The sequence below is a fragment of the Mycobacterium sp. NBC_00419 genome (genome assembly GCF_036023875.1).
Lineage (GTDB): Bacteria > Actinomycetota > Actinomycetes > Mycobacteriales > Mycobacteriaceae > Mycobacterium.
Map to the genome: position 1 here is coordinate 672,199 of NZ_CP107931.1, position 17,648 is coordinate 689,846.

Annotated in this window: 19 protein-coding genes and 1 tRNA gene; 12 read left to right on the forward strand and 8 right to left on the reverse strand. The window is 64.6% G+C overall.

The annotated features are described in order from the left end of the window. Both OG976_RS03215 and OG976_RS03220 read right to left on the reverse strand, forming a co-directional pair. Entirely contained in the window at window positions 1-1,305 is a 1,305-nt protein-coding gene (locus OG976_RS03215; protein WP_328357806.1) for a histidine phosphatase family protein, read from the reverse strand. Between the two features lie 124 nt (window positions 1,306-1,429). After that, entirely contained in the window at window positions 1,430-3,004 is a 1,575-nt protein-coding gene (locus OG976_RS03220; protein ID WP_328357809.1) for a DUF4185 domain-containing protein, read from the reverse strand. Window positions 3,005-3,176: 172 nt separating this feature from the next. Here OG976_RS03220 and OG976_RS03225 point away from each other — a divergent pair, with 172 nt between their 5' ends. The 4 genes from OG976_RS03225 to OG976_RS03240 all read left to right on the forward strand — a co-directional run bounded on the left by OG976_RS03225 (window position 3,177) and on the right by OG976_RS03240 (window position 4,893). Further along, window positions 3,177-3,413 (forward strand): hypothetical protein, encoded by a 237-nt coding sequence (locus OG976_RS03225; protein WP_328357812.1) that lies wholly within the window; start codon window positions 3,177-3,179, stop codon window positions 3,411-3,413. Between the two features lie 271 nt (window positions 3,414-3,684). After that, the gene (locus OG976_RS03230; protein WP_328357815.1) at window positions 3,685-3,846 is read left to right on the forward strand and encodes a hypothetical protein; all 162 of its coding nucleotides are present in this window, start codon (window positions 3,685-3,687) and stop codon (window positions 3,844-3,846) included. A gap of 273 nt (window positions 3,847-4,119) precedes the next feature. Next, the gene (locus tag OG976_RS03235; RefSeq protein ID WP_328357818.1) at window positions 4,120-4,356 is read left to right on the forward strand and encodes a GCG_CRPN prefix-to-repeats domain-containing protein; all 237 of its coding nucleotides are present in this window, start codon (window positions 4,120-4,122) and stop codon (window positions 4,354-4,356) included. 159 nt (window positions 4,357-4,515) lie between these two features. Further along, window positions 4,516-4,893: a DUF6319 family protein gene (locus tag OG976_RS03240; RefSeq protein ID WP_442930413.1), complete on the forward strand. Its 378-nt coding sequence runs from the start codon at window positions 4,516-4,518 to the stop codon at window positions 4,891-4,893. 30 nt (window positions 4,894-4,923) lie between these two features. On the opposite strand, the gene OG976_RS03245 is transcribed toward OG976_RS03240, so the two are convergent. Further along, window positions 4,924-5,580 (reverse strand): hypothetical protein, encoded by a 657-nt coding sequence (locus tag OG976_RS03245; RefSeq protein WP_328363110.1) that lies wholly within the window; start codon window positions 5,578-5,580, stop codon window positions 4,924-4,926. Between the two features lie 190 nt (window positions 5,581-5,770). On the opposite strand from OG976_RS03245, the gene OG976_RS03250 reads away from it, so the two are divergent. The 5 genes from OG976_RS03250 to OG976_RS03265 all read left to right on the forward strand — a co-directional run bounded on the left by OG976_RS03250 (window position 5,771) and on the right by OG976_RS03265 (window position 8,950). Beyond that, window positions 5,771-6,169, forward strand: coding sequence for an ArsR/SmtB family transcription factor (locus tag OG976_RS03250; RefSeq protein ID WP_328357824.1), 399 nt, complete (start codon window positions 5,771-5,773; stop codon window positions 6,167-6,169). Next, window positions 6,169-7,170 carry a cation diffusion facilitator family transporter gene (locus tag OG976_RS03255; RefSeq protein ID WP_328357827.1) on the forward strand — a complete coding sequence of 334 codons (1,002 nt, stop codon included), beginning with the start codon at window positions 6,169-6,171 and terminating at the stop codon, window positions 7,168-7,170. Before OG976_RS03250 ends, OG976_RS03255 begins: the two co-directional genes overlap by 1 nt. A gap of 60 nt (window positions 7,171-7,230) precedes the next feature. After that, window positions 7,231-7,536, forward strand: a complete 306-nt coding sequence (locus tag OG976_RS26800) for a TIGR02391 family protein (RefSeq protein ID WP_442930414.1) — start codon at window positions 7,231-7,233, stop codon at window positions 7,534-7,536. Between the two features lie 152 nt (window positions 7,537-7,688). Then, window positions 7,689-8,633 (forward strand): HNH endonuclease, encoded by a 945-nt coding sequence (locus OG976_RS03260; RefSeq protein ID WP_328363112.1) that lies wholly within the window; start codon window positions 7,689-7,691, stop codon window positions 8,631-8,633. A gap of 53 nt (window positions 8,634-8,686) precedes the next feature. Further along, window positions 8,687-8,950, forward strand: a complete 264-nt coding sequence (locus tag OG976_RS03265) for a hypothetical protein (protein WP_328357830.1) — start codon at window positions 8,687-8,689, stop codon at window positions 8,948-8,950. Between the two features lie 207 nt (window positions 8,951-9,157). Here OG976_RS03265 and OG976_RS03270 read toward each other — a convergent pair whose 3' ends face one another. The 5 genes from OG976_RS03270 to OG976_RS03290 all read right to left on the reverse strand — a co-directional run bounded on the left by OG976_RS03270 (window position 9,158) and on the right by OG976_RS03290 (window position 12,168). Continuing rightward, a complete protein-coding gene (locus tag OG976_RS03270; protein ID WP_328357833.1) occupies window positions 9,158-10,486 on the reverse strand; it encodes a hypothetical protein in 1,329 nt (442 codons plus the stop codon). Window positions 10,487-10,569: 83 nt separating this feature from the next. Beyond that, a tRNA-Val gene (locus OG976_RS03275) sits at window positions 10,570-10,644 on the reverse strand. Between the two features lie 47 nt (window positions 10,645-10,691). Further along, window positions 10,692-11,156, reverse strand: a complete 465-nt coding sequence (locus tag OG976_RS03280) for a peroxiredoxin (RefSeq protein WP_328357836.1) — start codon at window positions 11,154-11,156, stop codon at window positions 10,692-10,694. Continuing rightward, window positions 11,153-11,581 carry a DUF3052 domain-containing protein gene (locus OG976_RS03285; RefSeq protein WP_328357839.1) on the reverse strand — a complete coding sequence of 143 codons (429 nt, stop codon included), beginning with the start codon at window positions 11,579-11,581 and terminating at the stop codon, window positions 11,153-11,155. The genes OG976_RS03280 and OG976_RS03285 overlap by 4 nt, the downstream gene beginning before the upstream one ends. Window positions 11,582-11,667: 86 nt before the next feature. Further along, window positions 11,668-12,168, reverse strand: coding sequence for a hypothetical protein (locus tag OG976_RS03290; RefSeq protein ID WP_328363114.1), 501 nt, complete (start codon window positions 12,166-12,168; stop codon window positions 11,668-11,670). A gap of 220 nt (window positions 12,169-12,388) precedes the next feature. Between OG976_RS03290 and aceE the strand changes: the two genes are divergently transcribed. From aceE to OG976_RS03305, 3 genes are all read left to right on the forward strand, one after another. Beyond that, the gene (gene aceE / locus OG976_RS03295; protein ID WP_328363116.1) at window positions 12,389-15,178 is read left to right on the forward strand and encodes a pyruvate dehydrogenase (acetyl-transferring), homodimeric type; all 2,790 of its coding nucleotides are present in this window, start codon (window positions 12,389-12,391) and stop codon (window positions 15,176-15,178) included. Window positions 15,179-15,314: 136 nt separating this feature from the next. Continuing rightward, on the forward strand, window positions 15,315-16,598 hold the full coding sequence (locus tag OG976_RS03300) for a PucR family transcriptional regulator (RefSeq protein ID WP_328357842.1): 1,284 nt from the start codon (window positions 15,315-15,317) through the stop codon (window positions 16,596-16,598). A 137-nt stretch (window positions 16,599-16,735) separates the two neighbouring features. Further along, entirely contained in the window at window positions 16,736-17,644 is a 909-nt protein-coding gene (locus OG976_RS03305; RefSeq protein WP_328357845.1) for an ACP S-malonyltransferase, read from the forward strand. The last annotated feature ends 4 nt before the right edge of the window (window positions 17,645-17,648 follow it).

Here is a 17,648-nt window from a genome sequence, read left to right on the forward strand (position 1 = left end):
TCAGGCGGCCGGGCGGACCCGATCCGAACGCGCAGGCCGCCCTGTCGAGGCCACGGACTTGGCGGTGGACCGGCTCGCGGTCGGGCTGCCGGCATCCGTTGTGGACCGCGAGCTTCCCGAGGCAGCCGCCGTCCGGGGCTTGATCGGGACGACGGACGCACCGCGCACCTTGGCAGCCCCGGCGGTCCGCACCGACGTGAGCCGTGCGCCGGCGGTCTCGACCGCCGCCGGTGCGGCCGCAGGCGCCTGCGGCCGGATCGCGTCGACGATGGCATATCCGACGTCACCCAACACCTTGCCGGGCAGCACGGCGGTCGCTTTGATGACGGCGCCCACAGCTTCCACGGTCTTCTGCAGCACCAGGCCGGCATCCCCGGTCGCCAGCGCGAGCTGGACGTCGTAGACCGCCCGCGAACCCGCCAGCGCCCAGTCGCGATAGTCGACGAACAGTGCGGTTCCCAGTGCCGGATGTTCCGGCACCGCAACGCCATTCCAGCTCACCAGAGTCCAGCCGTCGGTCGGGTTGCCTCGGACCACCACGATTCCGGTGTTGCCGAGGAAGTTGTTGTTGACGAAGTCGAGGGTCGGCGGGTTCTTGACGTTCAACATCACCCAGCTGGTGATCGTGCCGTTGTGCGAGAACGCCAATGGGTTCGCGTCGGGGTTGAGGGCGTCGGCCGTGAAGGACGAGTACTTGTTCATCTCGTCCCAGTAGATCTTCTGGATGGCGGCGTTGGTACGGTCGTAGAAGGCGATGCCGTTGACATCACCATTCGCCAAAGTGGGTGTGGGGCTTTGCGGCATCGGGGTCAGCCAGCTGCCCAGCCTCCACTGGTCCTGAACATTGACGTAGGACGTCATTCGGGGGTCCACGAATTTTCCGTCGGGGGTCGTCACGGTGCTGGCCAACTCGTTGGCGCCGGCGCGGACCTCGAGCAGTCCGTTCAGGGCGACCGGCGTCAGTCCGGCGTACTGCGCGTAGGGCGCGGCGGTCTGTGAGGTTCGGATCAGGGTGGAGGTGTAAATGGCGTCGTAGTCAACGCCTTTCGCGATCAGGGTGTCTTTCAGAGCCTGCGCCTGGGTTTGGCCCAGCGGGCTCAGATCGGGGCCCGGTGGAATCGAGCCGAGGATCTGCTCGACGTTCTCCATCGACTGGGCGTGCCGAACAAACGTCAGCGTCATCGAGGTGGCCGCCCAGGCCACTGCCGAGGACGCGATGAACATCACGACCGCCAGCACGACGATCGCCAGGCGTTGGAGCCACCGGGACGGCTGACTGGTTGGCCACACACGAACAGCGGACATCGGCACCCCTACGGTCGACGGACGAGACACGCGCGGGCCCTGAAACCCCCCGGCTGGGGCGAAGCATAACCGACCTCAACGTCCTCCAGGCGGTTTACAGTGCAACGATTCCCAGACCCGTCGGCTACGCGAGCGTGGTCTTCATCAGGGCGACGTTGTAGTCACCCCATAGCGACATGTTCCAGTAGATGTCCTGGCCGGTGGACCACGGATCCATCATCGGCGCGTACAGGCCGGGATACTGCAGTGAATTCACCAGCGGGGTGGCCGACGACCAGGTGCCCTGCGGCGAATCAGCCGTCCGCATCACCACCGTGCCGGTGCCGTCGGAGTACATCGCCACGTACTTGTTCAGGTAGGTGTTGTACTGCACCGACATCTCGCTGACGTGGCCGTTGGGTCCGCCGACGCCGAAGACACCGGCGACCCAGCTGCCGAAGAACAGGCCGAGCTGGCCCAGGAATCCGCCGGCGTTCTGGTTCTGCGTAGTCGGCGGCAGGATCGGTATTGCGGCCGACGGGTCGTTGATCGTCCAGGATGCGCCGTTCCAGTACTCGTACTGGTCGAGGTCGAGGATGGCGTCCTGCTTGACCCGTGAGACGTAGGCCGAGCCCATCCGCCCCGACGGGGTGCCGAATGAGTAGACGTACCCGGCGTCGGCGGAGTCGGCGGGCGGCTTGACGTAGGCGCCCTGCTGAAAGTTCTGGTTGCCGTAGACGAATGATCGGCTGGATCGCAGCCAGCTGGCGGCCCGGATGGTCTGCGGGGCGACGGTCCAGTTCTGCCCGTTGTCATCGGAGTAGGCGATCGCCGAGTAGTTGGTGGTCCACTGGCCGCCGAAGTCCCACGATCGAACCGACATGAAGTTGACGTATTGCCGTGCACCATAGGTGTTGTCGTACGGCACGGAGATCGCCGCAGTCGGGATGATCGTCACCTCGGAGCCGAACAGCCCCAGGTAACTCGCGTTGCCCCGGATGACCTGTTTGGACATGCCGGTCGAACTCAGCGGCGAGCCGGCGAACGGGTTGGTCAACGAGCCGGTTGCGAACGTCCGGGCGATCGGGTCGGTGGTGCGCAGCAGCACGTTCGAGCGCCACGCACCGCTCATGTTCGGACCGCTGAAGGTGTCTCCGAAGATGATGAGCACCTGACGGTCCTGGCCGGTCATGCCGTTGTCCCACATGACGCCGACGTCGGTGCCGTAGATGCCGAACCGGGCCGAGGTGCCGTTGTTGGGTCCGGTAACCCAACCGACCTTGGTCGTGACGGGTGACGACGTCACCGCGGCCACCGAGGCGGTGGCCGTCGGCGTCGTGGTTGTGGCCTCGGTGTCGCGGCGCGTCCACGACGCCAGGGCCATCAGCGGAGCCGGATCCACCGGGGCAACCGGCCGGTTGGGGGCGAAGGAGCCGGCGGCCCGGGAATCTCTGCGCGGCAGCGCTTTCGGCACCTCGACGCTGTCGCGGGCCCCGGCGGCCGTCGTCGTCGCAGCGCTGGGCGCCGCGCTCGCGGGCTTCACCGTCGTGCGTGGCGAGGAGGCCCGCTGGTGGCGCGGCGAGTGCGCGGCCGAGGTTGAGCTCGGCGTGCCGTCACCGGACTCCGCTGACGCAATCCCCGAGCCGCTGGCCAGCGCGGTGCCTACACCGAGTGCTATCGCCAGGCCCCCGATTCGGCCCACATACGTTGCTCTGCGCATTCCGTACTCCCTAGATCGCCCGTCCAGTATTGACCGCACAGGGGTCCACCGATCGGAGTACACGCGAATCATCCCCCACCGGGGCCGCTCGGTGGACAGACGCCGGTGTGGTGGCGGCGCAGTATTCATCTCGAGCCGCTCAAGCGAAGCGGACCCAGACTTGGAGGACACGATGACTGCACAGATCTCGAAGCGCACCGCAGGGCTGCTGGCCAGCGTCGTCGCCGCCGGCGGGCTGGCCCTGGGCTTGGGCTTCGCCCCCACCGCCAGCGCCGCCAACGGCTGCGGGTACGGCTACCATCTCGACGGCGGCAGCTGCGTCGTCAACCTGCCCGGCCCCGGCGCCCAGGCCGACCCCGGTCACCCGAACTGCTGGATCAACGGCAACGACGATCAGCGTTGCTACTGAACCATCCGACCCCCTTTTCATCCCGCCCGGGCCACTGGCCCGGGCGGGATGACGTGTCTGTGAACGATCGGTTTCTCAGGGCGCTGAACTGTCCCAACTTCGACTAAATCGCCCTGCGGCACAAGCGTTGCGGACGTACACTTGCTCGTCTCGCGCCCCGCTCATCCCGAGCGGGGGCACGCTCGGGAGGACACACATGACCGGATCGATTTCCACACGCGCCGCAGCGTTTTTCGCAGGCGCGCTCGCTGCTGGTGCAGTGACTGCGGGAATGAGCCTCGCCCCCAACGCCAATGCTGCCGACGGCTGCGGTATCGGCTTCCACCTCGACGGCCCCAACTGCGTGGTCAACGTTCCCCCGCCAAACGCCCGCTTCGTCAGCCCCAACTGCTGGATCAACGACAACGGCGACGAGCGCTGCTACGCACCGTAACTCGGCGACACCACCCAACCACTCCCGTCCGGGCCACTTGGCTCGGGCGGGATTTTTCTTGAACTATGTTGTGCTGCAATGCTTTTCGTTTGACAGTCGATGTCGGGGTGCAGTCCGAAAGGCGATCGGTGTCCACCGATTGGTGGACGCGCGATTCCCTCTCGATGCGGTCTGGTCGGTGGACATACAGCCGGTGTGGTTCAGCGCACTATTCATTTCGAGCCGCGCTCAACCCGAGCCGGCCCACAGAACCTGAACAACCCGGAGGACAACATGGCTACCAAGATCACCAAGCGTGCTGCAGGACTTCTCACCGGCGCCCTCGCCACCGGCGCACTGGCCATGGGCCTGGGGCTAGCCCCGGCCGCGCAGGCCGCCGACGGCTGCGGCATCGGCTTCCACCTCGACGGCGGGAACTGCGTCGTCAACATCCCCGGCCCCGGCGCCCACTTCATCAGCCCGAACTGCTGGATCAACGACAACGGCGACGAGCGCTGCTACGCACCGTAGCTCGCCGCAGCTGATCCCCCACACCCCTGAGCCCGCCCGTGACGTCACCGGGCGGGCTCTTGGTGTGTCGTGGGCGCGGCGCGTTGAACCGACCATCGAACGTGTGTTCTACTTGGCGCTCCATCGAGAGGAGATCACGTACCGATGACCGTTGAGTTGATGACCGCAGACGCAGCCCCCACCACCATCGACACGTTCAATATCGAGCAGCCCGTCGAGCAGCCCGTCGCGGAGCCAAAGGCCCAGTCCAAGCGTGGGCCCGGCAAGAAAGCCAAGACGCTGGAGCTGACCCTGACGGTAACCGGCACCGCTGACGGCGAATGGCGCGCGGAGCTTAAACAGGGCAGCACCTACCTCGCGAAAGACCTCGCAGTCGCGGCCGCCGCCGTGTCAAGGGCGGCCAAGGAACTGCACGAGGATCTCTCGACCCCGATCGATGCGGTCATCGAGGAGGCCCGCTCCCAGCAGGCCGCCCGGGTCGCGGCTCTGGAGGCCGAACTGGAAGCCGCCCGTAGGGCACTCGCCGAGCTGGACTGACGCTCGAGTCCGAGCGGATCTGTCGCATGGTCATTCCGGCGACACGGCTGCTCGATTCGCCGCGGCCTCTTCATCCCGGATCGAGCGCAGCAGAACCCACACCGTCGTGAGTAACCAAATGGAGAAGACAGTCAGTGGAATCCAGAACGCGAAAACACCGTTCCACGCCAGAGGGCCGTCGTTGAACAGCACCACCAGCGCACCGGGCAGGGTCAGCAGGGCGTACCAGATGTTGAAGTATGCGAACCAACGCGGGAACGTGGCTGGAGTGCCGCGGTCGATAAAGGCCGCGATCGCGAGAATGACCGCCTGAGCCACCGCGACCTCTGCGATACCGACGAACATCAGCCAGAAGTAATCGGTGAACGCCTGGGTGATCTCGACGGCCCGGGACTCGGGCCGAAAGAGTGCGGTCGACAATGACATCAGGGACACCCAGAATCCAGGAACGAAGAAGGCGCTCGCCAACACCTGGGTGGCCGTCAGCACACCGAACGTTCGCTCGATGCGGAATATCCGAACGCAGATCACGGCGAGGAACGGCAGCATCAGCGTGGCGCCGATCATCGATAGCGTCGCTCCGAGTCGAACGCGCAACTTGTTCTCGATGAGGAAGCGGGCGATCTCGTCGGCCCCTGCCGTCGGATCGAAAGGTGGGATGAGCTTGCCGATGATCAAGAAGAACACCAGGAGCAGAACCACCATGATGAGGCCGGTCCACGCGGCACCGCGTTGCAGTTTCAAGTCCACGCGGCGGAATATACAACTATATCGCTAAATAATTTATGTTTTAGATTGCATTTCACGAGTTGGCGACGACCACGTTCGGACCGGGGCCTCCAAGCGCGACGCGGCGCGCCTCAGCTACTATCTGCGTATGAATGCAGATAAGGGTGCTTGCCGGCGCCGGCTGCCCGACGATCAGGTCGACCTGGTGGTCGAAGTCTTCCGGATGCTGGCCGACGCGACCCGCGTCCAGGTGCTGTGGGCCCTGACGAGCCGGGAGATGTCGGTCAACGACCTGGCGGCCCACATCGGTAAGCCGGCTCCGTCGGTGTCACAGCACCTGGCGAAGCTGCGGATGGCCCGGCTGGTTCGCACCCGCCGCGAGGGCACCACGATCTTCTACAGCCTGGACAACGCTCACATCGCCCAACTGGTGACCGATGCCGTCTTCAATGCCGAGCACGCCGGGCCGGGCGTGCCCGGGCATCACCGCGACGCCGGCGAACTCGTGAGCCTGCACCCCGACACCATGATTGCCGAGGGCAACTGATGGCCCACGAAGCCCACGCGGCCCATGGCCACCACAGCCACGGTCACGACCACGACCACCCCACGGGGCTGCGCGGTGTGGTCAAAGAGATCTTCGCGCCGCACTCACATGACTCCGCCGACAGCGTCGACAGTGCGCTGGAATCGTCGGCCGCCGGTATCCGCGCCGTCAAGATCAGCCTGGTGGTCCTCGGCGTCACGGCGCTCGCTCAGATCGTCATCGTCGTGATCTCAGGGTCGGTGGCGCTGGCGGCCGACACCATCCACAACTTCTCGGATGCCTTGACGGCGGTGCCGCTGTGGATCGCATTCGCCTTGGGCACCAAGGCCGCGACTCGCCGCTACACCTACGGGTACGGCCGCGCCGAAGACCTCGCGGGGCTGTTCGTCGTCGCGATGATCGCGCTGTCGGCGACCGTCGCGGGCTACGAGGCCATCATGAGGCTGATCCATCCGCAGCCGATCGAGCACCTCGGGTGGGTGGCAGTAGCGGGACTCCTCGGCTTCATCGGAAACGAGTGGGTGGCCCTGTACCGCATCCGCGTGGGGCGTCGCATCGGCTCCGCCGCCCTGGTTGCCGACGGCCTGCACGCCCGCACCGACGGATTCACGTCCTTGGCCGTGCTGGTGAGCGCCGCAGGTGTGGCACTGGGTTTCCCGCTGGCCGACCCCATCATCGGCCTGGTCATCACGGTGGCAATCCTGGCCGTCCTGCGAACGGCGGTCCGCGACGTCTTCCGCCGGTTGCTCGACGGAGTCGATCCGGAGTTCGTCGACGCCGCCGAGAAGGCTCTGGCCGCTCACCCCGGCGTGCGTTCGGTTCGCAGCGTGCGGATGCGCTGGATCGGTCATCGCCTGCACGCCGATGCGGAGCTGGACCTCGACCCTTCGCTCGATCTGGCGCAGGCGCACCGGATAGCGCATGACGCCGAGCACGATCTCACCCACGCCGTGCCGAAGCTGACGACTGCACTGATCCACGCGTACCCGGCACATCAGTAACAGGGTCTTTCCTGGTGGGCGCGGAGGGTTTCGAACCCCCGACCGCTGGTGTGTAAATCTATGACCACTTATCTAACATGGTGGGTAGAGCACGGTGTTGCTGCGCTGAAGAACAATGCCGGTGCCCATCACCACGAGTGGTCGGACTGTCCCGCAGGGCGAGCGACAGACGCCGATCCAACGGTTAAGGCGATGCGCACGGGCCTACTGCAATTCAGTCAGGGGTGCTTCGCAGCGATTCGCAACCCGGCGACCCACGGAACGACGGAGATGGCCCCGCACTTGGCGATGGAACAGCTCGCGATATTGAGCACTCTGTCGCGCTGGATCGACCAGTGCGACCTCTTGGCTGTGGAGACCCCGTAGAGCGCGTCGACAACAGTTCTTTCTCAACGTCTGATGAGCCGAATAGAGCCCAAACACGGCATCGGTTGGCTCCAAACCAACTGACGATGTCGTAGCAGCTTGCTAGAGTCCGGTCGCTCAAACAGGAGACGATGCAGGAGGCCGCACTCGGCATGGAAGCTATTTTGGTCCTTGGGCTCGTGGCGTTAGCGGGATGGGGCTCGTACCGGCTCGGTCGCTACATACTTAAAGAGCGGTACTTCGCCAGCGAAGAGTTTCTGGCGCAAAAGAAGCGGATTGCGTCATTCGTTGGCGAGCACAACGAACTCGCCGGCTACATCTCGGAAATACGTGGCCAAGGCACTTTTGAGCTGGGTGCGTCGTATACCGGATCGCATGCGCATCTGGCTTCGTTTCAGAATACAAGTCACTGGAATTATCAAAGAGATAGAAACGTGGCTAATTACCACGCTCCGAATGTCCATAACTGTTCACTTCAGGTCGTCCGAAACGCCAGCGCCGATCCCATCAAATACGTCATGAAGTACTTCAATATCAAGGCTGACGAGACCCACCTCGCCGAGGTTGAGGAGCTCGGCGACGGCATCACCAGACTCGAAGATGCTGTCTATAACCTCCGGCAACGTGAAGTTAGCATCACGCAGGCGATCAATCCGCCTGCATTCATCGTGAAGCACTACGCTGGCGAGTTCATGCAACACGTGGGGGTAGAGCTATCCCCGATCACGGTTCCCTACCCGGTCTACGTCTTTGAGTACGTCAGTGCAGGAGGAAACAGCTCGCAGCGCGCAACGGTCACGTTCGACACCCCGACCATCGATGCTCTGATCGGAACCCTATCGCAGAAGATCCGCTGGAGAAAAAGTGCTGCTGGCCAACGCGCGCTTATGACATCGCGGCTCCGTAGTTCCATCAAAGCGCGTGACAACCACACCTGTCGATACTGCTCGGTGTCGCTTGCAGCGGAACCCCACCTGCTTTTGGAGGTTGACCACATCATCCCGGTCTCCAAGGGTGGATTGTCAACATCGGAGAATTTGCAGACTCTTTGCTGGAAATGCAATCGGTCTAAATCGAACAAGCTCTCGCCTGCCTAATACCTGCTAACAGCCACGTTAACCCTTACACAGAAAGCCTACGCCCCATGCATGTGAGCACCAGCTTCACTGAATTTGATGTAACTCCCTACGTCGAGTCGTCGGCAACGGTCAATGAATACGGCACAGTGACGGATGCGTCCATCGCCTTATGGCCGTTCGGCCACTTTGAGCCACGCTTACGTGCGGGAAATCCGGCGCATCAGCCCGCCATAATCATGATGTCGGTGGAAGAAGCTGAGGCGATGGCGCACCGGTTGTTGGAGACCGTGTCGGGAGTCCGGCAAGGACGCTATGACACGGTCGACCGCGACTAAAGCGCCCGCCGGGCTCAGCGTTCTCTTGCACCGGCGCAGTGGCCGCAGCTCGACAGGTTTCAGTCGTCCAGACTTTCAGTGAAGGTCGGCACCCACGCGCCGCAGTTCTCGCCGCCGAAGTAGCTCACCAGTGTCACCCGATCACGCACGCCTGGGAGCCCTAACCTGCCATTTGGACCAGCAACAGTGCGGTCATAGGCCCGCCCGCTATGCGCCTCTGCCGTGCTCGCCGTCTAGGTCGGTCGGCAGTTTGGACACCCAGTGCGCAAAGAGGTTGCCGGTACTGTTGCCCAACTCTTGGAGTCGCCGCATCACCTCATCAGGAGACATTTCATACTCGGCCTGAAGCTCGTTTGAGAGTTCAATTTCCTTCGATTTCAGGCGCTCAGCAAATTCACCAAACGCCGCGTCGTCTTTAGCATGCCGAAAACTGGCGATCACCTGCAACCCAAGCGCCAACAAGAATATTGGCCCGTAGAAAGCCGTCGCGGTGGCGATTAGCACCGCAACATCTCCGGACGCGGTTATCTGCGGAACCGTGTTGCCATACAAAGCAGCAGTTGCATAGTAGAGGAATTGAGGAAGCGTGGCCTCACCCTCGATTCGGAACAGATCTGGATCCGCCACGTAGACCGACAGGTTGATCAGCGTTAGGAGAATGGCCGATTGGACGAATAGCCACGCGTAGGACAGAAGGTTCAAAAAGACTAAGGCTTGACTCTTGCGGTATTGACGCAGTAGCGCGGCGTAATAGGACAGAAGTTTGACCTGCACCAGCCCGTTTGAGACAGTGGCCGAGAACGTCTCCAGCTGCTCCTTCGTGAAGCGGACTATTTCGTCACTCTTGAGTTCCGGCTCGATGTAGGCGTTGAACTCCATTTTAGTGGCAACCCCGACTAGCTTCTCTTGATACTCTGAAAACTTCGATGCGCGGATTCCGGAAACCACCGTCATGGTGTAGCGATAAATGAGCGCCGCTCCGAGCAGACACGCGCAGACTATGGATAGCCATTTACTTGAACTGAACAACGCAAGGACACCGGTAATGACTTCCAGCGAGCGGATCAGAAACCTCAGCTGGAACCGGTGAAACCACGATGCCACAAGGGACATAATGGCCAGAATTAGATTCCAGCTCCGAAGTTTCACCAAAGTCCTGGGAATTGTCCAGAACAGGAAAATAAGCGGGAATAGCGCAATGTAGATCAAAAGCGCCCAAGCTTTTCTGAATACCGCAATCAGCAGGGCGACTACGCCGAGGATTACCAGGAAGCGGAATTGCACGATCAGATCGAACGGCGGGCCGAGCTTTTCTGCGATAAACCGGTCAAAGTCAAAAACGAACAACTTGGTCAGCGCGAGGCCCCAACAGAGCGCGCCGAGAACACCTCCAACGCGGGAAATACGACGCCAATTCCGCTTGCGCGGCTTCGCGCTTACCTCAGGCGAATCCTCTGCCTTGAGTTCCAGCACCGACACATCAACTTTGTCCCAAAGTGGAAGCGTCAACGCTCCCCCTTTCCGCCCGGCCTTCACCCCGCTGACCTATTCGTGGCCTAACGGGGGGTCGGCTACCAATGCTGATCTGGACCGAAACTGGCCCCTAACAGGGACTTCACTGGTGGGCGCGGAGGGTTTCGAACCCCCGACCGCTGGTGTGTAAAACCAGAGCTCTACCACTGAGCTACACGCCCGTGCCCGGGCAGGTTACACGGACCGCGCGGGTGCAGGGAAATCCAGGTCAGGCCCTCAGCGCGGCCAGCGCCTCGGCCCACACCGACTGGTCACGGGCCTCGCCGGGCTCTTTGCACTCGGCGAAACCGATCATCCCGGAGCGGTCGACGGCGAAGGTGCCGCGGTTCGGATAACCGGCCTGCTCGTTGAACACTCCGTAAGCCTGGGCGACGGCGCCGTGCGGCCAGAAGTCGGACAGCACCGGGAACAGGAAGCCGCTGTGGACGGCCCAGATCTTGTGGGTGGGCGGCGGGCCCACCGAGATCGCCAGCGTGGCGGTGTCGTCGTTCTCGTAGACGGGCAGGTGGTCGCGAATCCCGTCGAGTTCGCCCTGACAGATTCCGGTGAACGCGAGCGGGAAGAACACCAGCAGGACGTTCTTGCGGCCGCGGAAGTCGCGCAGTGTGACGGGTTGACCGTTTTGGTCTTTGAGGGTGAAGTCAGGCGCCTCGGTACCGACGGCGGCGGTCACGAATGCCGTCCGGCAGCCTTCGACTTCGGTTGCACCAGTCGGCTGGCGCTCCAGTCACCCAGGTTGGCCGACGACGTCGGCATCAGGCCGGCGGTCGGGGCCGACTCGGCGATCTCCGCGGGAAGCACATGCCCAGGCTTGCCGGTCTTGGGCGTCAGGACCCAGATGATCCCGTCGTCGGCCAGCGGCGCGATCGCGTCCATCAGCCGGTCCACCAGGTCCCCGTCGCCGTCTCGCCACCACAGCAGGACCACGTCGACAACCTCGTCGGCGTCCTCGTCGAGCAGCTCACCACCACTGGCGTCCTCGACGTCGACCCGGATGTCGTCATCGGTGTCTTCGTCCCAGCCCAACTCCTGAACGACCTGGCCCTTCTGCACACCCAGCCTCTGGGCATAGTTCGGGGGGCCATCCTCCGCGACCACCGTCGGGACCTCCTTTAATCGTCAGGGTCGGCTGTCTAGGGTTTATCGTCGCACGACACGGGCGAATGCATGCCGCGCGGTGGGGACTAGTACGTCGCGTCGCACAGACTCAAGGCGTTAGACCTGGTGTCGTTGAGGGCGCCGATCGTTGTGTTGAACTCCCCGGCAGGCGCCCGAGCGGTGATCGCCTTGGCCGTTGCGCGGGCACCGTCGATCCAGTCGGTGAACGCCTGCTTCAGTTCCTGCGGGATGGCGTCGGTGATGCTGCCCGCCACCGCGTCGGCACTCTGGTTCAGCGCGTCGACCGCGGGTCCCTCGGTGGCCGTGGTGTTCCCACCACCGTCGTTGAAGGCGCTCACGTAGGCGTTGACCGCATCGATGGCGTCGGCGCTGGTGGTCGAGAGTGTCTCGCAGGTGTCGTGCATGGCCTGCGTGGTCAGCGACTCCTGACGCTCGGACTCGCGCACCCGCGACGACTCCGCGGATTGCGATGCCGACACCGAGACCGAGGTCCGGTAGGCCGGAGCGTCGCCCGCGTTGACCCGGGGCGTGCCGTCACTGACCGTGGTGCAGCCCACCACGCCCATGGCGATCACCGCGGCGCCGGCGGCCAGCAGACCGCCGATCCGCAACCCCCGAGCCTTACTGATCAGCACAGCCCGAGAGGTTACCGGCAAATGGCCCGGTCCGGCGCGGTGCATTAATTTCACCGGTCGCTGTCGGCTACTACTCGTCGGTACTGCCCCGAGTGCGGCACGATAGTGGGCAGAGGGTGCAAAACCTGCGCCAGCTACTAAGGAGCTGATGTTGACCACCGAGTTCGCGCGCCACGATCTGGCTCAAAACTCAAACAGCCCAACCGAATCTGATCGTGTGCGAGTGATCCGCGAGGGAGTCGCGTCCTATCTGCCCGACATCGACGCCGAGGAGACCAGCGAGTGGCTCGAGTCATTCGATGACCTGCTGGCGCGCTCCGGCCCGGCCAGGGCCCGATATCTGCTGCTGCGCATGCTCGAACGCGCCGGCGAGCAGCGGGTGGCCATTCCCGCGCTGACCTCCAGCGACTACGTCAACACCATCCCCACCGAACTGGAGCCCTGGTTCCCCGGCGACGAGGACGTCGAGCGCCGCTACCGCGCCTGGATCAGGTGGAATGCCGCGATCATGGTGCACCGGGCGCAGCGTCCGGGTGTCGGCGTCGGCGGCCACATCTCCACCTACGCGTCGTCGGCGGCGCTCTACGAGGTCGGCTTCAACCACTTCTTCCGCGGCAAGGCCCACCCGGGCGGCGGCGACCACGTGTTCATCCAGGGCCACGCCTCCCCCGGTATCTACGCGCGCGCGTTCCTCGAAGGCCGCCTCAGCAGCGACCAGCTCGACGGTTTCCGCCAGGAGCACAGCCATGCCGGCGGCGGGCTGCCGTCCTATCCGCACCCGCGGCTGATGCCGGACTTCTGGGAGTTCCCGACGGTGTCGATGGGCCTGGGTCCGATGAACGCCATCTATCAGGCCCGGTTCAACCACTATCTGCATGACCGCGGCATCAAGGACACCGCCGACCAACATGTGTGGGCGTTCCTCGGTGACGGCGAGATGGACGAGCCGGAGAGCCGCGGGCTGATCCAGGTGGCCGCCAACGAGGCGCTGGACAACCTGACCTTCGTCATCAACTGCAACCTGCAACGCCTCGATGGCCCGGTGCGCGGCAACGGCAAGATCATCCAGGAGCTGGAGTCGTTCTTCCGCGGGGCGGGCTGGAACGTCATCAAGGTGGTGTGGGGCCGCGAGTGGGACGCGCTGCTGCATGCCGACAAGGACGGCGCCCTGGTCAACCTGATGAACACCACGCCCGACGGTGACTTCCAGACCTACAAGGCCAACGACGGCGCCTACGTCCGCGATCACTTCTTCGGCCGCGATCCGCGCACCAAGGCGTTGGTGGAACCGATGACCGACGCCGAGATCTGGAACCTCAAGCGTGGTGGGCACGACTACCGCAAGGTCTACGCCGCCTACCGTGCGGCGATGGAGCACAAGGGCCAGCCGACGGTGATCTTGGCCAAGACCATCAAGGGCTACTCGCTGGGCGCTCACTTCCAGGGTCGCAACGCCACCCATCAGATGAAAAAGCTTGCGCTGCAAGATCTCAAGGACTTCCGCGATGCTATCCGCATCCCGATCAGCGACGCCCAGCTCGAGCAGGACCCGTATCTGCCGCCGTACTACCACCCCGGCCCCGAGGCACCGGAGATCCGCTACCTGGTGGATCGTCGCCGCGCACTCGGCGGGTTCCTGCCGGAACGCCGCACCAAGGCCAAGGTGCTCAAGCTGCCGCCGCGCGATGCCTACAAGGCACTCAAGAAGGGGTCCGGCCACCAGCAGGTGGCCACCACGATGGCGATCGTGCGTACCTTCAAGGAACTGTTGCGGGACAAGGAGATCGGACATCGCATCGTCCCGATCATCCCCGACGAGGCTCGCACGTTCGGGATGGACTCGTGGTTCCCGAGCCTCAAGATCTACAACCGCAACGGCCAGCTGTACACCGCGGTGGACGCCGAGTTGATGTTGGCATACAAGGAATCCGAGATCGGCCAGATCCTGCACGAGGGCATCAACGAGGCCGGGTCCACGGGGTCGTTCATCGCAGTCGGCACCTCGTACGCTACGCACAACGAGCCGATGATCCCGATCTACATCTTCTATTCGATGTTCGGCTTCCAGCGCACCGGCGACAGTTTCTGGGCGGCGGCCGATCAGATGGCCCGCGGCTTCGTGCTCGGCGCGACCGCCGGCCGCACCACACTGACCGGCGAAGGCCTGCAGCACGCCGACGGGCACTCGCTGCTGCTGGCGTCGACCAACCCGGCCGTGGTGGCCTACGACCCGGCGTTCGCCTTCGAGATCGCCTACATCGTCGAGAGCGGGCTGGCCCGGATGTTCGGGGAGAACCCCGAGAACATCTACTTCTACATCACGATCTACAACGAGCCCTACGCTCAGCCGCCGGAGCCGGAGAACTTCGACCCCGAGGGCCTGTTGCGCGGGATTTACCGCTATCGCGCGGCCACCGAGAAGCGTTCCAACGTCGCTCAGATCCTGGCCTCGGGGGTGGCGATGCCCGAGGCCCTGCGGGCGGCGGACCTGCTGGCCGAACGCTGGGATGTGGCCGCCGACGTGTGGTCGGTCACCAGCTGGGGTGAGCTCAACCGCGACGGAGTGGCGATCGAGAAGGACCTGCTGCGCCATCCCGACCGGCCGGCGGCGACGCCGTATGTGACCCAGGTACTCGGCGATACCGCCGGGCCTGTGGTCGCGGTCTCGGACTGGATGCGTGCGGTGCCCGAGCAGATCCGGCCGTGGGTGCCCAACACCTATGTGACGCTGGGGACCGACGGCTTCGGATTCTCCGACACCCGTCCTGCTGCCCGCCGCTACTTCAACACCGACGCCGAGTCGGTCGTGGTGGCGGTGCTCGCGGCACTGGCCCGGGACGGCGAGATCGACCCGTCGGTGGCGGTGGCCGCGGCGCGGGAGTACCGGATCGACGACGTGATGGCGGCTCAGGTCTCCTACGTCGATCCCGGGAGTGCGTAGCCGACGCTTCGATCGCCGCGAGTGTGCATCCTCATACGCCGCAGCCGGCGTGTTGCGGACGGAACCGCACACTCGCGACGGGGAGAACCCCGCGTCTTTGGTGGGAACATCCATAAAAGGGGCGTAGCTTTTAGGGATGCCCGACAATCCTCGTTCGGACGCGCCGCCGCCCTTGCCATTGGCGGTTCTCGCCAACGTGCCCGAGTCCACCCTGCGCCGGCTCAAGCAGTACTCCGGGCGGTTGGCCACCCAGGCCGTGCATGCCATGGAGGAGCGACTGCCGTTCTTCGGTGAGCTCGAGGCCTCGCAGCGCGCCAGCGTCCAGTTGGTGGTGCAGGCCGCGGTGGTGAACTTCGTCGAGTGGATGCGCGATCCGGCCAGCCAGGTCGGCTACACCGCGCAGGCCTTCGAGCTGGTGCCGCAGGACCTCACCCGCCGCATCGCGCTGGCCCAGACCGTCGACATGGTCCGGGTCACCATGGAGTTCTTCGAAGAGGTGGTGCCGCTGTTGGCCCGCTCCGACGAGCAGCTCACCTCCCTGACCATCGGCATCCTGCGCTACAGCCGGGACCTCGCCTTCGCGGCTGCGGCCTCCTACGCCGACGCCGCAGAGGCCCGCGGTTCCTGGGACAGCCGGATGGAGGCCAGCGTGGTCGACGCCATCGTGCGCGGGGACGCCGGACCGGAACTGTTGTCCCGGTCGGCGGCGCTGAACTGGGACACCAACGCGCCCGCGACGGTGGTCGTCGGCACCCCACCGCTTGGGCGGGAGGATCTGGCCAGCGAGGACATCCGCGAGATCGCGGCCCGCTTCGATCGCGGGGCCCTGGCCGACGTGCACGGCACCTGGCTGATCGCGATCATCTCCGGGCCGCTGTCCCCGACCGACAAGTTCTTCAATCAGCTGCTGACGGCGTTCTCCAGCGGACCCGTCGTCATCGGCCCGACGGCGGCGATGCTCACCGCCGCCCATTACAGCGCCACCGAGGCGATCTCGGGGATGAACGCCGTCGCCGGTTGGAGCGGGGCGCCTCGGCCGGTACTGGCCCGCGAACTGCTGCCCGAGCGGGCGCTACTCGGCGACGCCGCGGCGATCGCCGCGCTGCACACCGAGATCATGCGACCACTGGCCGATGCCGGCCCGGCGCTCACCGAGACACTCGATGCTTACCTCGACAGTGGTGGCGCGATTGAAGCTTGCGCGCGGAAACTGTTCGTTCATCCAAATACTGTCCGGTATCGCCTAAAGCGGATAGCCGATTTCACCGGCCGGGATCCCACGCTGCCGCGCGATGCGTATGTGCTACGGGTCGCGACCACGGTCGCGCGGCTGGGTTACCCACCGTCGCCCCAGACCATGGCAAACAGATCTGTCGCCCAGCTCACACCGGCGCTGGTGGGCATCAACGGCATGAAGTGAGCCAGGCCACAGATCGCGGGATGGTCTCATTGGAGTCGCATCACATGCACTTTTGTGGACAACCTACAAAAACCTAAGACAAGGTTCATAATCTCTTACACCGCGCAAAACCGGTTTCACAGTGTTCCCTTAATAACGTGATTGCTTTGCTCGCCCCCGGACAGGGATCACAGACCCCCGGCATGCTCGCGCCATGGCTCGAGTTGCCCGGTTCTGCCGATCAGATTGCGACCTGGTCGCAGATCAGTGGTCTGGATCTGGCCCGGCTCGGCACCACGGCGTCGGCTGAGGAGATCACCGACACCGCGGTCACCCAGCCGTTGGTCGTGGCGGCAACCCTGCTGGCCAACGCCGAACTGGTGAAGCGCGGGACCCTGGCCCACAAGAAGACCGTCGTGGCCGGGCACTCGGTCGGTGAGATCGCCGCCTACGCGATCGCCGGCGTCATCTCCCCCGACGATGCGGTCAAGCTGGCCGCTGTCCGCGGCGCCGAGATGGCCAAGGCCTGTGCGGTGGAGCCCACCGGTATGTCGGCCGTCCTGGGCGGCGATGAGGCCGAGGTGCTGGCCCGTCTCGAGGCACTGGACCTCATCCCGGCCAACCGCAACGCCGCGGGCCAGATTGTGGCCGCCGGCGCGCTCGCAGCATTGGAGAAGCTGGCCGAGGATCCCCCGGCCAAGGCCCGCGTCCGCCAGCTGGCCACCGCAGGCGCCTTCCACACCCACTTCATGGCCTCCGCACTGGACGCCTACGCCGCCGCGGCCGCGGATGTGGCCACCGCCGAGCCGACCACCACGCTGCTGTCCAACGCCGACGGCCAGCCGGTCGCCTCGGCCGCGGACGCCATGGACAAGCTCGTCGCACAGCTGACCCGCCCCGTGCGCTGGGACCTGTGCACCGAAACACTGCGTCAGCTCGCAGTGGAGGCGATCGTCGAGTTCCCGCCCGCGGGCGCCTTGACCGGTATCGCCAAACGAGAACTTCGGGGAGTTGCGACGCGCGCCGTCAAGACACCCGCAGACCTGGACGAATTGACCGAGCTCTAGACGC

What these genes read in the sequence shown, in the direction of transcription:
- OG976_RS03215 (WP_328357806.1), bottom strand. Translation starts at nt 1,305, where the DNA reads ATGTCCGCTGTTCGTGTGTGGCCAACCAGTCAGCCGTCCCGGTGGCTC.
- OG976_RS03220 (WP_328357809.1), bottom strand. Translation starts at nt 3,004, where the DNA reads ATGCGCAGAGCAACGTATGTGGGCCGAATCGGGGGCCTGGCGATAGCA.
- OG976_RS03225 (WP_328357812.1), top strand. Translation starts at nt 3,177, where the DNA reads ATGACTGCACAGATCTCGAAGCGCACCGCAGGGCTGCTGGCCAGCGTC.
- OG976_RS03230 (WP_328357815.1), top strand. Translation starts at nt 3,685, where the DNA reads ATGAGCCTCGCCCCCAACGCCAATGCTGCCGACGGCTGCGGTATCGGC.
- OG976_RS03235 (WP_328357818.1), top strand. Translation starts at nt 4,120, where the DNA reads ATGGCTACCAAGATCACCAAGCGTGCTGCAGGACTTCTCACCGGCGCC.
- OG976_RS03240 (WP_442930413.1), top strand. Translation starts at nt 4,516, where the DNA reads ATGACCGCAGACGCAGCCCCCACCACCATCGACACGTTCAATATCGAG.
- OG976_RS03250 (WP_328357824.1), top strand. Translation starts at nt 5,771, where the DNA reads ATGAATGCAGATAAGGGTGCTTGCCGGCGCCGGCTGCCCGACGATCAG.
- OG976_RS03255 (WP_328357827.1), top strand. Translation starts at nt 6,169, where the DNA reads ATGGCCCACGAAGCCCACGCGGCCCATGGCCACCACAGCCACGGTCAC.
- OG976_RS26800 (WP_442930414.1), top strand. Translation starts at nt 7,231, where the DNA reads ATGACCACTTATCTAACATGGTGGGTAGAGCACGGTGTTGCTGCGCTG.
- OG976_RS03260 (WP_328363112.1), top strand. Translation starts at nt 7,689, where the DNA reads ATGGAAGCTATTTTGGTCCTTGGGCTCGTGGCGTTAGCGGGATGGGGC.
- OG976_RS03290 (WP_328363114.1), bottom strand. Translation starts at nt 12,168, where the DNA reads ATGGGCGTGGTGGGCTGCACCACGGTCAGTGACGGCACGCCCCGGGTC.
- OG976_RS03300 (WP_328357842.1), top strand. Translation starts at nt 15,315, where the DNA reads ATGCCCGACAATCCTCGTTCGGACGCGCCGCCGCCCTTGCCATTGGCG.